Origin of the sequence: Campylobacter sp. RKI_CA19_01116 (genome assembly GCF_025771405.1) — a bacterium.
Classification (GTDB): Bacteria; Campylobacterota; Campylobacteria; order Campylobacterales; family Campylobacteraceae; genus Campylobacter_D.
In genome coordinates, this window is the sequence record NZ_JAKMQF010000003.1 from 41,302 (window position 1) to 57,436 (window position 16,135).

Annotated in this window: 11 protein-coding genes; 3 read left to right on the forward strand and 8 right to left on the reverse strand. The window is 30.4% G+C overall.

All coding sequences use genetic code 11. From position 1 onward, the window contains the following. Positions 1-36 precede the first annotated feature (36 nt). On the reverse strand, positions 37-1,101 hold the full coding sequence (fbaA, locus tag L8U41_RS02990; protein ID WP_263706251.1) for a class II fructose-bisphosphate aldolase: 1,065 nt from the start codon (positions 1,099-1,101) through the stop codon (positions 37-39). Continuing rightward, the gene (locus tag L8U41_RS02995; RefSeq protein ID WP_263663212.1) at positions 1,101-1,916 is read right to left on the reverse strand and encodes a peptidylprolyl isomerase; all 816 of its coding nucleotides are present in this window, start codon (positions 1,914-1,916) and stop codon (positions 1,101-1,103) included. The genes fbaA and L8U41_RS02995 overlap by 1 nt, the downstream gene beginning before the upstream one ends. A gap of 79 nt (positions 1,917-1,995) precedes the next feature. Between L8U41_RS02995 and nth the strand changes: the two genes are divergently transcribed. Beyond that, positions 1,996-2,622: an endonuclease III gene (gene nth, locus L8U41_RS03000; RefSeq protein ID WP_039618455.1), complete on the forward strand. Its 627-nt coding sequence runs from the start codon at positions 1,996-1,998 to the stop codon at positions 2,620-2,622. 22 nt (positions 2,623-2,644) lie between these two features. On the opposite strand, the gene gltS is transcribed toward nth, so the two are convergent. The 4 genes from gltS to L8U41_RS03020 form a co-directional block, all read right to left on the reverse strand. Continuing rightward, complete coding sequence (gene gltS, locus L8U41_RS03005; RefSeq protein WP_263663209.1) at positions 2,645-3,853, reverse strand: sodium/glutamate symporter; 1,209 nt, start codon at positions 3,851-3,853, stop codon at positions 2,645-2,647. Positions 3,854-3,968: 115 nt separating this feature from the next. Then, the gene (locus L8U41_RS03010; protein WP_263727782.1) at positions 3,969-5,309 is read right to left on the reverse strand and encodes a TolC family protein; all 1,341 of its coding nucleotides are present in this window, start codon (positions 5,307-5,309) and stop codon (positions 3,969-3,971) included. Between the two features lies 1 nt (position 5,310). Beyond that, a complete protein-coding gene (locus L8U41_RS03015) occupies positions 5,311-7,242 on the reverse strand; it encodes an ABC transporter permease (RefSeq protein ID WP_263727783.1) in 1,932 nt (643 codons plus the stop codon). After that, positions 7,239-8,372, reverse strand: coding sequence for an efflux RND transporter periplasmic adaptor subunit (locus tag L8U41_RS03020; RefSeq protein WP_263727784.1), 1,134 nt, complete (start codon positions 8,370-8,372; stop codon positions 7,239-7,241). The genes L8U41_RS03015 and L8U41_RS03020 overlap by 4 nt, the downstream gene beginning before the upstream one ends. A 127-nt stretch (positions 8,373-8,499) precedes the next feature. Between L8U41_RS03020 and L8U41_RS03025 the strand changes: the two genes are divergently transcribed. Both L8U41_RS03025 and L8U41_RS03030 read left to right on the forward strand, forming a co-directional pair. Beyond that, positions 8,500-9,108, forward strand: a complete 609-nt coding sequence (locus tag L8U41_RS03025; RefSeq protein ID WP_263682163.1) for an NAD(P)H-dependent oxidoreductase — start codon at positions 8,500-8,502, stop codon at positions 9,106-9,108. 69 nt (positions 9,109-9,177) lie between these two features. Next, entirely contained in the window at positions 9,178-12,690 is a 3,513-nt protein-coding gene (locus tag L8U41_RS03030) for an acyl-[ACP]--phospholipid O-acyltransferase (protein WP_263727785.1), read from the forward strand. A 29-nt stretch (positions 12,691-12,719) separates the two neighbouring features. Here L8U41_RS03030 and L8U41_RS03035 read toward each other — a convergent pair whose 3' ends face one another. Both L8U41_RS03035 and L8U41_RS03040 read right to left on the reverse strand, forming a co-directional pair. Beyond that, positions 12,720-14,729: a CocE/NonD family hydrolase gene (locus tag L8U41_RS03035; protein WP_263727786.1), complete on the reverse strand. Its 2,010-nt coding sequence runs from the start codon at positions 14,727-14,729 to the stop codon at positions 12,720-12,722. Continuing rightward, positions 14,726-15,976, reverse strand: coding sequence for an MFS transporter (locus L8U41_RS03040; protein ID WP_263663202.1), 1,251 nt, complete (start codon positions 15,974-15,976; stop codon positions 14,726-14,728). The genes L8U41_RS03035 and L8U41_RS03040 overlap by 4 nt, the downstream gene beginning before the upstream one ends. Positions 15,977-16,135: the final 159 nt, after the last annotated feature.

Sequence of the window (16,135 nt, forward strand, 5' to 3'; positions counted from 1 at the left end):
TCTTCACAGGAAAATCAACTAAGAGTTATAAAACTCTTAGTTTCTATCGATACAATTTAAATCACTAAAAGCACACTCTAAGCGTTTGATCATACTTTCTTCGCCCGCTCTAAGCCATACTCTTGGATCATAGTATTTTTTATTTGGCTTATCATCTCCATCTGGATTGCCAATTTGTCCTTGCAAATAAGCTTTATTTTTAAGTTCATACTCTCTAACACCATCCCAAAAAGCCCATTGAGTATCTGTATCGATATTCATCTTAATCACACCATAGCTAAGTGCTGCTTTGATATCTTCTATATCACTACCACTGCCACCATGGAAAACAAAATTGATTGGTTTTTCTTCACCAAGATTGAATTTTTCTTTTACATAATTTTGAGAGTTTTTAAGAATTTCAGGTCTTAAAATCACATTTCCTGGTTTATATACTCCATGTACATTACCAAAGCTAGCTGCGATTGAAAATCTATCACTAATTTTAGAAAGTCTCTCATAAGCTAGTGCTACATCCTCAGGCTGGGTGTATAATTTTGCATTATCGATATTAGTATTATCCACCCCATCTTCTTCACCGCCCGTACATCCTAGCTCAAGCTCTAAAGAAATTCCAAGTTCAGACATTTGTTTTAGATAATTTTCACAAGTGCTTAGATTGCTTTCTAAATCCTCTTCACTTAAATCAATCATATGAGAGCTAAACAAAGGCTTGCCTGTTTCTTTTTTAAACTCAATATTTGCTTCAATCAAAGCATCGATCCAAGGAAGTAATTTTCTAGCAGCATGATCTGTGTGTAAAATCACCGGAACTCCATAAGCTTTTGCCATTAAATGTACATGTCTTGCACCACTTATAGCACCAAGTACATCAGCCTTTGGGCAAGCTTTCCCTGCTACAAATTTAGCTCCTCCATTTGAAAACTGAATAATCACAGGTGAATTAACTTTTTTAGCACTTTCTAAAACCGCATTGATAGAATTTGTCCCCACGACATTTACCGCAGGGATAGCAAATCCTTCTTTTTTTGCATGATTATATACGATATTTAGATCATCACCACTTAAAACACCTGGTTTAACAAGATCTAATACGCCCATTATTTGTATTCCACTTTTGCTTTTTGAAGAAGTTCTTGAGCTTTTTTATTCATAAGTTCTTTAAATTCTTCCATTTTGATATTGCTTTCAATACCTGCTTTTACTTCATTATAGCTCATAGTACTTTTTGCTCTAGCATCTTCTTTTAAGATAACATGATATCCAAAATCACTCTTTACAGGTGTTTTAGAAATAGTACCTTTTTTCATAGAAAAAGCTGCATCAGCAAATGGTTTTACCATAGTTGATTCAGCAAACCAACCAAGATCACCACCTTGAGCTGAAGAACCTTTGTCGATTGATTTTTCTTTTGCAAGTTGAGCAAATTTATCATTTAAAGCTTTTCCACTTAGCTTACTAAGCTCAGCAATAATATCTTTAGCTTCTTTTTCGCTAGTTACCAAAATATGTTTAGCTTTCACTTGAGCTGGTTTAGTAAATTTATCTTTATTTGCTTCATAGAATTTTTTAGCTTTAGCATCATTATTTTTAATTGAATCAAAAATTTTCTTTTGGTAGATATTTACCAAAATAGCTTCTTTAGCACGCTCTAATTCTTCTTTATATGAAGGATCATTTTCTATTTTTTGAGCTTTAGCATCTTTTAATACAAGTTGTTGAACGATATATTGATCAATAATTGCTTTTTTTTGTTCAGCTGGCAAATCAGTGATTTTAGCACCTCTTAACATAGGAGCAAAAAATTCATTCACTTCTGTATCGCTGATATTGTTTCCATCAAGGGTTGCAACCACCGCAGCATTTAAACTTAAACCTGTTAGCAAAGCCGCAGCAACTAAAGAAATTTTTTTCATTGTTTTTCCTTTTGAAATAGTTTTGTTGATTTTATTATATCTAAACTTTATTTAAAGCCGATTAACATACAATAAGTTTATGAAAAGAAATTTAGAAATTAAAAAATTATTTTTAGAGCATTTTGGACAAGCAAAAACAGAATTAGTTTTTAGTAATGCTTATGAACTTATAGTTTGTGTTATGCTTTCAGCTCAATGTACTGATAAAAGGGTTAATCTCATCACACCGGCTTTATTTGAAGCTTATCCTAGCGTACAAGATTTAGCTAAGGCAAACTTATCATCTTTGAAGCTTTTGATTAATTCTTGCTCATTTTATAATAATAAAGCACAAAATTTAATCAAAATGGCTCAAGCAGTTTGCGAGCAATTTAATGGTGAAATTCCTATGAATGAGCAAGATTTAAAAACTCTAGCAGGAGTAGGACAAAAAACTGCACATGTAGTAATGATAGAATGGTGCGGGGCTAATTGTATGGCTGTAGATACTCATGTATTTAGAGTTTCACACAGACTTAATCTTAGCAAAGCCAAAACCCCTGAAGAAACAGAAAAAGACTTAACTAAAATTTTTAAAGATAATCTAAACTATCTTCATCAAGCTATGGTGCTTTTTGGACGCTATACATGCAAGGCTAAAAATCCTTTATGTAAAGAGTGTTTTTTAAATCATTTATGTAAGAGCAAAGATAAAAAGTTAATCTAGCACTAAATAGTGCTAGATGATTTTAATGAAAGAATGGTAGATATAAGAAAGCATTAATCACTAAAGCATTTACTATATCTATGAAAAATGCACCTACTAAAGGCACAATAATAAATGCCATATGGCTCATACCATAGTGATTTGTTACAGTTTGCATATTTACCATAGCTGTTGGAGTAGCACCTAAACCAAAACCACAATGTCCTGCTGCTAAAACTGCTGCATCATAGTCTTTTCCACATATTCTAAAGGTTACAAATATAGCAAAAGCAGCCATCATAGCAACTTGTACTACTAAAATTACTAGCATCGGTAGTGCAAGGGTTACTAGATCCCAAAGATTAATAGTCATTAACGCTAAAGCTAAGAATAATGACAAGCTTACATTACCTAAAACTGATACCTCTCTATCAAATACATGGTGAATTTTTGTAGCCGATAAAACATTTCTTAAAACAACACCCACAAAAAGACAATACACAAAAGTTGGTAAAGTAAAACCTGTATTTGCTTTGATATAAGTAGATAAAGCATTACCTATTAATAAACATAAAGCAATCAATGCTAAAGACTCTATAAAAGAAGATGGAGTGATCAATCTTTCTTTTTCTGGAGATTGGAAATTTAAAATCGCATCTTTATCATCATTTTGTTTTGGAACTACTAATTTGTGTTTATTAACCAAATATCTTGCAACAGGCCCACCTATGATACCACCTGAAATAAGTCCAAAAGTCGCACAAGCAATAGCAACAGTAGTTGCACTAGAATACAAATAAGGTTCTTTAATAAATTCAGCCGCCCAAGCTGCACCTGTACCATGACCACCACTCATTGTAACAGAACCTGCTATAAGCCCCATAAGTGGATTTTGTCCCATGGCAGTTGCTACACCTATACCAACTATATTTTGCGCAAATAGTAAAGCTACAACTACAACTAAAAAAACTGCTAATTTTCTACCACCTTTTTTCAATGAAGCAAAATCAGCTAACAAACCAATACTTGAAAAGAATGCAAGCATTAACGGATCTTTCATAGATTCATCAAATTTAATGTCTAGTGAAAAAGAACTATGTAAGATTAAAAGAATAATCGCAGCTATTCCACCACCAACAACTGGCTCAGGGATATTATAATCACGAAGAAATTTTACCCTTTTAATGACAAAAACGCCCAAAAGCAATACTATAACCATAGTAACTAGCGTTGCATAAAAATCAAATTTCATACCTCTCCTTTGTTTGATTTACTTATCAATTGTAATCTAAATGACTTTAAAAACAACGCAAATAAACACTACTCTTTACTAAGATATTACAAAATGAAACATTTTTAAGTCTATTTTACTCTGAAATCAATACTATATTATGATACAAATTAATATTTTTAAGCAAAGACAGTTTCGCTCTACTAAGTTCTTGAAGTGAATTAATAAGCAAAGCATCTGCATCAAGATAATCTTTTAGCTCATTACGCCCTAATTCATATTTTTCAAAATATAATTGTGTAATTTTTGCTTGATTGGCATTAATATCTTTTACTAAATTTAACAAATCATTGTAGTATTTATCATTTTCATAACAAAGTTTAAACTCATGAATAGCTCTTTGTAATGCATCTTTATACTCATATAAGCGTGCTTGGTATGCAAATTCAGAAATTTTTACATTTTGTCTTACTCTATAAAAGTCCAAAAATGGTAAGTCAATAACAACATTACCTCCTAAGATTAAAAATTTAAAACTCTCATCAAAATTTTTATCACTCCCATCTAAATTTCCCAATATTTTTATACTAGGCAAAATACTTTTTTGCACACTTGCAGAATCCTTATAAGAAGCAATAAGTTGATTTAGTTTTACTTGAACTTGTGGTCTATAAGCAAGCATTTTCAACTCTATATCAAAATTAATTTTTTGCAAAGAAAAATCTTCAAGAGTATAATTTAGCATTTTATTAATCAAAAACTCATCATCTTTACCTAGTAAATCTTTTATGTTTTTAAGTGTTAAGTCTTTATTTTGCAAATTTGTAATGATGTTTTGTTTAGTGTTTAATAAAGACTTTTTAATATTTAAAAGATCAATATATTCAACCTTACCATAATCAAATTTAGTAGTATAAATTTCTAGCATTTGCTCAAGATTTTTTAAATGATTGTTTAGCAAGTGATCTACATCATTAAAATAAATCAATTCAAAAATACTATTAATTGCCAAATTAATCGTATCAAGCTCTAAAGAGCGTAACTCATATTCGCTTGCTTTTGCTAAAAATTCAGAACTAGCAACTTGATCTGAGATTTTGCCATATATATCAAGCTCATAATTTAACACAATGCCATTTGAGAAATTATGTATTTCCGCGCCATTGTTTAAATTTTTTCTTATGTTTGCACCTAAATTTCCACTCAAAGTAGGATAAAGATCTAAATTTAAAAGCTTATATCTAGCTAAAGTGCTTAAAAAATTAACTCTTGCTACATTTAGATCTTTGTTATTGTCAATAATAGCTTTTAAGATATTATTTAAATCTTGATTATTATATTTTTCCCACCAAGCCTTGCTTGCATTAAAATCTTCAAAATATTCTTTTTTTATTTGATCTTGGGATACTTGTTCTAATTTTACTCCTACGCAAGCATTTAAAAAAAAGGCTATAAAAAATAATAAAAATATTCTCATCTCATTCCTTTGATAAAGCACTAATAGGATTTAAATTTGCTGCATTTTTTGCCGGAAAAAATCCAAAAACCACTCCGATTAAAACCGAACTTAAAAGCCCTAAAAATACCGAATTTAATGAAAGTATCATTGTAAAACCAAAATTTAAAGAATTAAATACTTCAATGATAATAAAAGAAAACATTACTCCAAAAATGGCCCCTAAAGAACAAATCAACACAGCCTCGATTAAAAACTGCATTAAAATATCTTCTTTTCTAGCTCCAATAGCCATTCTAACTCCAATTTCCCTTGTACGCTCACTTACTGAAACAAGCATGATATTCATCACACCAATACCACCTACTATCAAAGATACCACCGCAATGGAAGAAATAAGTAAGGTCAAAGTAGCAGTATTTTCCTCAATAGCATTTTTAATCGCGTCAGAATTTATAGTGAAAAAATCCTTTTTTCCGCGTTTAATCTCTAAAATTTTTACCATAGCCTCTTCAGCTAAAGCAGGATTTACCTCATCTTTTACCTTAGTTACTATAGCTCTTATTTGTTTATCCCCTGTGATTTTATTCATCAAAGTAGAATAAGGAGTGTAAATTTTAATGGTATTTTCATCAGCTCTAAAGCCTTTATTATCTCTTTCTTTTTTTAAAACACCAACTATAGTTAAAGGCTGTTTGTTAAAAATCACACTTTTACCTAAAACATCTTTAGCGCTGATATTATCAAATAAAATTCTCAAAGCATTTTCATCTATAATACAAATATTAGTATTATCTTTTATATCTTCATTATTAATAAACCTACCATCTACCATCACAAAACCTCTAAGCCTTAGATGATTTGGCCCTACTCCATAAATTCTAGCTTGCAAAGAATTATTCTTATAAGTTACTACCCCTATTTTGCCCACATCTGCTTCTACTGCTTCTAAATAAGGCAAAGAACTTAAGGTTTTTAAATCACTTAAATTTAGCCTTGTTTTACCTGATCGAATATCTCCCAAACCACGCCCTGAAACAACTTCTATGGTATTAGTCCCGATAGAACTAATAGAAGCAAGTATGTTTTGTTGGGCTCCAAGTCCTAAAGCAACCACGCAAACTACTGAAGCTATGCCTATGATAATACCAAGCATAGTAAGCAAAGAGCGTAGCTTGTGTGCTACAATGGAAGTTATGGACATTTTTAAACTTTCAAAAAGCTGATTTTTAAGCAAATTAAAGCTTTTTTTCTCTTTTGGCATTAACTTAGCTTTTATTTCGTCTGCTTTTTTTGCACCATTATCGCTTATAATCTTACCATCTTTAATTTCTATAACTCTTTTTGCTCTAGCAGCTATTTCTCTATCATGAGTGACTAAAACTACAGTGTGTCCTTGATCGTTTAGTTTATTTAAAATTTCTAAAACTATCTTACCGCTTTTAGAATCAAGCGCACCCGTTGGCTCATCTGCTAAAATAAGCTCACCACCATTCATCAAAGCTCTTGCTATAGAAACTCTTTGCTGTTGCCCCCCGCTTAGTTCATTTGGCTTTGATAATTCTTTATGATCAAGCTCTAAAAAAGAAAGTAATTCCTTAGCCTTTTGCGATCTTTCTTGTTTGTTTTTGCCTGCATAAACAGCAGGTAAAGCGACATTATCTTTAGCATTTAAAAGACTAAGCAAATTATATCTTTGGAAAATAAAACCTATTTTTTCACGTCTAATCCTTGCTTTTTCATCCTTGCTTAAATTTGTAACTTCATATGCATCTAAAAAATATTTTCCACTACTTGGTTCATCAAGTGTGCCTATAATATTTAAAAGAGAGGTTTTTCCGCTACCTGATTGCCCTATAATAGCTACAAATTCCCCTTTTTGAATATAAAGATTAATATTTTCTAAAATAGTTGTATTATTAATCTTTTTTTGTATATTTTCTAAGCGTATCATTTTTTATTTTTACCTATGATAACTAAATCACCCTCATTAATACCATCTAAAATTTGAGTATTTAAACTATCTTTAATACCTAATTTAACAGGTGTCTTCACGCTTATATTATTTGCTTTTAAAATTTCTACATAATAACCACTTGTATCACTTTTTATAGCCAAAGTTGGTATAACTAAAGTATTATTTTCTGTTTTAATAGCAATTTCATTTTCTGTACTCATACCTATGCGTAAAAAATTATTATCATTTTTTACAAAAACCCTTGCATAATAATATACAGCGCTAGTGCTAGTACTTGAGTTTGAGTTTAAACTTGTATTGCTTGTTGCATCACTTATGGTAGTATTTGCTGGATCTATACTTGAAATAGTTGCTTCATATTTTTTATCAGGCTCATTTAAAATGCTAAATTTTACCTTTTTTCCAACACTGATTTTATTAATATCAGCTTCAGCTATTTGCATACGAATTTCCATTTCACTTAAATCAGCCAAGCGCACTATACTTGGTGTATTTTGGTTTGCATTTACAGTTTGCCCCTCTTCAACCGCTACATTGATAATCTCACCCTTACTAGGTGCGGTTATAGTAGTATAAGCTAAATCTTTTTGAGCATTTTTTAAAGAAATTTCAAGTTGAGTAGTTTGAGCTTTTAAATCAGCTACATTTGCTCTTAAGGCATAAAAAGTATTTTTAAGATTTTCAAGATTTTCTAAAGAGGTAGCCTTTTTAGCATAAAGCTTTTGCTCTCTTTGGTATTGTTTAGTAGCTATATCAAGAGCAATTTTTTTACTTTCTAAATTTGCCTTTGCACTTTCAAGCTGAGCTTTGGTAATATCTAAATCATTTTGTTGCTTATCTTTATCAATTTGTGCGATTAAATCACCCTCATTAACATGATCACCTAATTTTACATAAAGTTTAGTAATTTGCCCACTAACTTGTGCACCAACATCAACTTGGGTTTTTGCATAAACTTCACCAATTGCTTCTATACTTTGAGTGATGTCTTGTTTTTTAACCTCATAAGTTAGATAATTATATTCTTCCTTATTTGCAAAAAAGAAAAAATACACCCCTATAATGAGTAAAATCAAAAATATGCTTAAATAAATTATTTTTTTCATTTTAATCCTTTAAAAATCATATAATAAAACATTTGTATGAAGTAAAAATAAAATTGTAACAATAAAATATAATTTTAACAATTTTAAAGCTTATAAGATATAAGATAAATCAAAAAAAGGAAAAATAATGCAAGATTATTTAAATTTAATGCAAAATCGCTCTTCTATTAGAGCTTACACCCAAGAAAAAATTTCTAAAGAGAATTTAGAATATATCTTAGAATGTGCTAGATTATCTCCTAGCTCCTTAGGACTTGAACCTTGGAAATTCTTAGTTTTTCAAAAAGATGAACATAAAAAAGAAATTGCTAAAATAGCTAGCAATCAAAGCCATGTAGCAAATTGCGCTGCTATTATAGTTGTAATTTCAAGGGCTGATTTTAAAGATTATTTTGAAGAAAAACTAAAAAAGAGAGGTTTAAGTCAAGAAGAATTAAACAAACGCTTGCAAACTTATAAGCCATTTTTAGATGCAATGGATTTAGAACAAAGTTTTATTTATGCCAAAGAACAAAGTTATCTTGCTATTGCAAATATTATCAATGCTGCTTATAGTTTAAATTTGGGCTCATGTATTATCGGTGGTTTTGATAAAGATAAAATCAATCAATATTTAAATTTAGACACCGCTAAACAAAGAGTATCTATGCTCATTACTTTAGGACATACCCAAGAAAATATTAGCACAAAAAAAGCTCGTTTTGCATTTGATGAAGTGGTAGAATTTAAAGATTAATCAAATATCAAAACTCCATTTAAATTTTATATAATAGAATAATATTTTTAAAATAAAATGGAGTTTTAAATGCAAGGAAATTTCTTAAAGATTTTTGGCGTATTGCCATTTTTAGCAGTAGCTTTTATTAATGCTTTTGTAGATTTAGGACACAAAATCATTATACAAAACACTATCTATAAATTTTATGAAGATAGCACCCAACTTTTTTTAACCGCTATTGTCAATGCTTTGATGCTTTTACCTTTCATCCTTATGCTTTCGCCTTCTGGATTCTTAGCAGATAAATTTCCTAAAAATAAAATTATGAAAATATCTGCATTATTTTCAGTAATATTAACTTGTATTATTTGTTTGTGTTATTATCTTGGAGCATTTTGGCTTGCTTTTGTAATGACTTTTATCATGGGAGTACAATCTGCCTTATACTCTCCTGCAAAATATGGTTTTATAAAAGAATTAGTAGGAAAAGAGCTTTTAGCTATGGGAAATGGAGCTGTAAACGCAGTAAGTATTGTGGCTATTTTAGCGGGTATGGCAGTATTTTCTCTAAGCTTTGAAATGCTTTTTGATCCAAATTTTAACACTCCTTCAGATATTTTAATACAAATTGCACCTTTGGGTTTTGTATTAATAGCTTTTGCTTTATTAGAACTTTTTTTAGCTTATAAACTTCCTTGTTTAAAAGAAGAAGATAAAAGTTTAAGTTTTGACAAAAAACAATATTTCCAAGGAAAACTTTTAGCCTCTAATTTAAAAACAATATTTTCTCATAAAATCATTTGGCTTTGCATTGTAGGAATTTCACTTTTTTGGGCCATATCACAACTTTACTTAGTGAGTTTTCCTGTATATGCAAAAAATGATCTTTTCATAGAAAATACCTTTTATGTACAATGCTCTTTAGCTTTTTCTGGCATAGGAGTGATTATAGGATCGCTTATTAGTGGTAAGTTTTCTAAAAATTACATCGAATTAGGTCTTATACCACTAGGTGCCTTAGGAATTTTTCTAATGAGTATTTTAATGTCGTTTTTAGAAAACTTACTAAGTTATAGTGTAGTGTTTTTTATTTTTGGTTTAAGCGGGGCATTTTTTATCATACCTTTAAATTCTCTCATACAATTTCATGCAAAAGAAAATGAACTAGGAAAAGTCTTAGCAGGAAATAATTTCATACAAAATATTTTTATGTTAGGCTTTTTAGCACTAGCTACTTTTGCTGCTTATGCTGAATTTGAAGTGATAAATTTGTTTTATTTTATCATCGCTGTGGCATTTTTTGGAAGCATTTATGTGTTAAGTAAATTGCCTTTTTCTTTAGTGCGTTTATTAATAAGTATAGCGTTTTTTCAACGCTATCGTTTATTAGTAGAAGGTTTTGAAAATATTCCTGAAAAAGGTGGAGCATTATTACTTGGTAATCATATATCTTTTATAGATTGGGCTATTGTGCAAATGGCTATACCAAGAAAAATTTATTTTGTTATGGAAAAAAGCATTTATTCTAAGTGGTATATTAGAATTTTTCTTGATAAATTTGGAGTTATTCCTGTTTCAAGCGCTTCTAGCAAATCAAGCTTAGAGCTTATTGCTATGCATATTAAAAATGGAAATTTAGTTTGCCTTTTCCCAGAAGGAGTGCTTTCACGCCATGGACAGCTTAATGAATTTAAAGGTGGATTTGAGTTAGTTTGCTCAAAATTAGAAGAACAAGATGGAGTGATTTTACCTTTTTATATTAGAGGACTTTGGGGAAGTGCTTTTTCAAGAAGTGATGAAGAATTTTCAGCAAGAAACCGCAAAATAAGCAAAAGAAAAATCGCTATTGCTTTTGGAAAAAGCTTGCCAATACACACTAAAAAAGAAGTGGTTAAAACAAAAGTTTTTGAACTTTCTTTTATTGCTTGGAAATCTCAATGTGAAAGTATGCATACTATAGCCAGAGCTTGGATAGATAGCGCTAAAAGAAATTTAAGTCAAATAGCTATTGTTGATCCTTTAATAGGTGGTATTACCTATAGAAAAATGCTTGCTTTAAGTTTAGTTTTTAGCTCTTTCATAAAAAATATATCGCATGAGCTAAATATACAACCTACCCAAGGAAGCTATGCTCCAAAAGAAGAATGTGTGGGAATTTTACTCCCTGCTTCTATGGCTAGTTCTCTTTGCAATCTAGCTGTATTGCTTGCAAATAAAATCGTAGTAAATTTAAACTTCACAGCAGGTGTAAAAGCAATTAATCAAGCCATTCAAAGCTCTCAAATTCAACAAATTTATACTTCTAGAAAATTTATGGAAAAATTAGAAAATAAAGGTATAAAACTAGAATTTGAAGAGCATGTTAGAATCATTTTTATGGAAGATATTATCGCAAGCTTTAAAAAACAAAAACTCAAAATCTTTTCTATGCTTGCTTTAGTAAGTATCTTACCTACTTGTTTAATAAAAGCATTATTTGCACCTAATAAACAAAACCTTGCCATAGCTGCTATATTATTTAGTAGTGGTAGCGAGGGAACACCAAAAGGAGTAATGCTAAATAATCGTAATATTTTAAGCAATATAGCTCAAATTTCAGATGTATTATGTGCAAAAAATGAAGATGTTGTCTTATCTTCTTTGCCACCTTTTCATGCTTTTGGATTAACTGTAACTACTTTTATGCCTTTATTAGAAGGGATTAAAAGCATAACACATGCTGATCCAACAGATGCGCTAGGTGTAGCAAAAGCTATAGTAAAAAATAATGTTAGTATTATGTGTGCTACTTCAACTTTTCTAGGTATTTATGCAAGAAATAAAAAACTTGATGCGATTATGTTTGAAAGCTTAAGGATTATCGTTTCAGGTGCTGAAAAACTCAAAAGCGAAGTAAGAACTGCCTTTGAAATGAAATTTAAAAAACCTATTTTTGAAGGCTATGGAGCTACTGAAACCACTCCAGTTGCAAGTGTAAATTTACCAAATAAATTTGATCCTGACTATTGGATTTTACACCGTGCAAATAAAGAAGGTAGTGTAGGTATGCCTTTACCAGGAAGCGCTATACGCATAGTAGATCCATCTACTTATGAAAGTTTAAATCATGGAGAAGATGGATTAATACTCATTGGTGGCCATCAGGTTATGGTGGGTTATTTAAACAATAAAGAAAAAACCGATGAAGTTATCAAAGAAATCGATGGCATACGCTGGTATAATACCGGCGATAAAGGTCATGTAGATGAGGATGGCTTTTTATATATAGTAGATCGTTATTCTCGTTTTGCAAAAATTGGTGGAGAAATGATATCTTTAGGAGCTTTAGAAGAAGAAATTGCTAAATTTATCAATACAGATATAGTAAAATTTTGCGCAGTTGCGCTAGATGATGATAAAAAAGGTGAAATGGTATGCTTATTAGTAGAATGTCAAGAGCAAGACTTTGATGGAATTTGCGAAGTGATTAAAAACTCTACTATGCCTGCTATTTTTAAACCAAGTAAATATTTTAAAGTAGAACAAATTCCACTTTTAGGCTCTGGTAAAGTAGATTTAAAAGGCGCTAAAGATTTAGCTAAAATCTTGCAAGAAAATTAATTCCCAAAGTAATTTTACTTTGGGAAATTTTACAAACTATTTCTTTTAGTTTTATAATCATATTTTTTATCAAAAACAAGTTTATCGTTTTCTTTGACTGCTATTTTTCCCTTAATATAAAAATACTCCAAATCACTAGTTTGTGTTAAGATTATATCAGCCTCCATCATACAACCCTCACGTCCTATTTGCATTGTTTGAGTAATGGTATATTGCGCGCTTAATGGGTTTTCATTTTGAAGTTTTAATTCTCTTTTTAAATTATGCTTTACTAAAACATCAACCTCATCAAATCTATAAACACCTTCTCCAAAAACTCCGCCAACACCATCTGTAATACAAGTCCAAGTATCATTTAAAATATCATAAGAAATGCTTCTATCTACCCTACCTTCTTCTAAAAGTGTTATTGGAGTTAAAGGAGCACTTTGTGCTTGCATATTGATTTTATTACTATTTTGTCCATTAAAACATGGCAAATTAAATTCACACTCATTTAAATCCAAAGTCAAGGTTGAAATTTTTGGCATAGGCCAAAACATAGGCCAAAAAGAATTTGCTAATGATAATCTTATCTTAGAACCCTTGCCAAATCTATATCCACAAGCATCAAGTTTGATTTGCTTTTGGATAAATTCATCTTTTTTTAAAGGTATAAATTGCTCTTTATCATCACTTAATGCAAGATTGATCACTCCATAACTTACTCTTTTTACAAAACCATCAGCTCTAACTTCACTAAGCTGAGCAAAGAGCATAGCTTTTCCTTGATCACTTGCAATTTTTACATTTAAAACCGGAAAACCCAAAATATCTAAATCTTGTTCTAAAAAATCACTTTCAAAAACAACTGCCATCCCATCATCCAACCTTTGATCACTAGGACTTTCTCCTAAAACACCAGCCCCCATCCACTCTCCGGATAAAAGCCCATGATTTAATGGAGTGTTAATTTTGATAAATTCACTTGATTTTTTGCATGTTAGTTTATACGGATTTAAATAGTATTTTTTATAGCTAATATCATTTTTAAAATCATTTAAAGCAACAAAACGACCTTCTACTTTCTCTGTTTTTGAATTTGGCTTAGAGCTATTTTCAATATATGCTTGTATCATAGGAGCTTCAAGCACATCGTTTTCTTCATTTTTAAGCCATTTATCCCACCATTTAAGTGCTTCTTGTAAAAAACCCATTGCAGGCAAAGGAGATCCATCATGAGGATAAACATGAGCCCAAGGACCAACAATAGCTTTTTTTGGAACTTTCAAAGCATTCATTAGAGTAAAAACAGGATTAGTATAAGAATCAGCCCACCCATCTAATGCAAAAACAGGAACTTGTATATCATCATAATTTTCTCCAACAGATCCATGCTTCCAATAATCATCTTTTAAAGTATGCTCAAGCCACAATGCGGGCCATAAAGGCATATTCTCAAGCCTATTGAGCCATTTATTTCTACCATTTGAATCAATTTTTGGATCAACAAAGCGCGATTGATATGCAAGCATAATATTACCCCACCAAAAATTATCATTAAGTAAACATCCACCTTTATAATGAATATCCTCATTAAACCTATCATCAGTAAAACCTACCACTATAATAGCTTTTAAATTTTTGGGTCTTCTTGCTGCAACTTGCAAAGAATTAAATCCACCCCAAGATTTACCCATCATACCAATATTTCCATCACACCATTCTTGCTTTGCTATCCATTCAATAACTTCTAAGGCATCATCTTGTTCTTGCTTTAAATATTCATCTTCTAATAAACCATCAGATTCCCCACTTCCTCTAATATCAACTCTAACAACCGCATAACCATTACCACTAAAATATCCATGCATAGGCTCATCTCTACTTCTTGTTCCATCATTTTTTCTATAAGGAATGTATTCTAATATAGCAGGAACTTTTTCTTCAACCTGAGGAAGCCAAATTCGTGATGAAAGCTTGGTGCCATCTTTTAAAACTATCCATTCATTTTCTATCACTTTAACCTTGTTTTTAAAATCAAGAATAATTTCTTTCATTTCATCTCCTTTTTATTGTATTTTTTAATCCAAATCAAACAAAACATTACACCCAAAATAGCCATAGCAATCATAATAGTAAAATATATATGAAAACCTTTTACACCTGGATATCTATCTAATAAATCTCCAGCAAGCAAAGGTGCAAAAACCTCAGGTAAATATCCAAAAGTAGATACAATACCTATGGCCATACCTGCTAAATGAATAGGAATTTTTCCCTCACTAAGTAAAGAATAATAAATTCCAAAATTAGAATACATAGCTACATAAATTACCACACAAGCAGAAGTTAAAACGCTCATTTGCAAAAATCCATTTAATTTTGAACTAAGCATTAAAAAAATAACACCAATTCCCATTAAAATAAAGCCTATCATCATTATTTTAGCCTTTCCATATCCATCTGCTATAAACCCACCTACCACAGAAGAAACAGGACGAATGTATTGAGCTAATACTGTTAAAATAGCTGCAAAAACAGCAGAAGCTCCTATCACATTACTTGCATAAGGAGTAAAATAATAAAAGCTCATATTAAAAAAATAGGTACAAAAAGTAATAGCAACCACAAGCCAAAGAGCAGAATTTTTCAAAAGAAAAACTAAATCTTTGATTTTAATCTTCTCGCTTTGTTCATTAACCTCATCTTTTAAAAGAAAAAATAATAAAACAGCGCTTGCAATAGGAGCTATAGAATAAAAAATAATAACCATTTCTATACCTTGTGCGGCTAAAGCTTTTGTTTGAAAATATCCAAAAATACTTGTAGCTATAGCCAAATGTGCAGCACCAACAACACCTCTACCACCTTCAAAAATTCCATAAGCTTTTGCTTGCTCTTTAGAATTTGCCAAACTTCTTACTATTTTCATCAAAGAAGGCCAAAAAGTTAATAATGAAGTAATCCCCCAAATTCCATAAATAATCAAAAGTGCATTTAAAGAAGTAAAATATAAATGCAACAAACCACCAAGTCCTGTAGCAATTAAAGAAAAAATCAATAATTTTTTTGGCGCAAAACGATCTGCTAAATATCCTCCTAAAGCATAAGAAAACAAACCAAGTAAGCCATAAGCACTACCCAAAAGGCCCATTTCAAAATTATTTAAATGATAAAGACTCATATAATCATCATAATAATATTTTCTAAAATAAGGCAAACCATAAATAATAGATCCACAAAAAGATAATAACAATAATGTAAAAAAATTATTTTTTAAACTTTGTTCTTTATTTTCATACATTAAAAACCTCCTTTTTTATACTATATATGATTTTTTTATTTTTTAATCTAAATATAGATAATTTTGCATAAAAATTTTAAATTGATATATTTTTTTACACACTTAAGATAATTTTTAAAAAATTTTTTTAATTAAATGAGTTGCAATAAAAACAAAAAC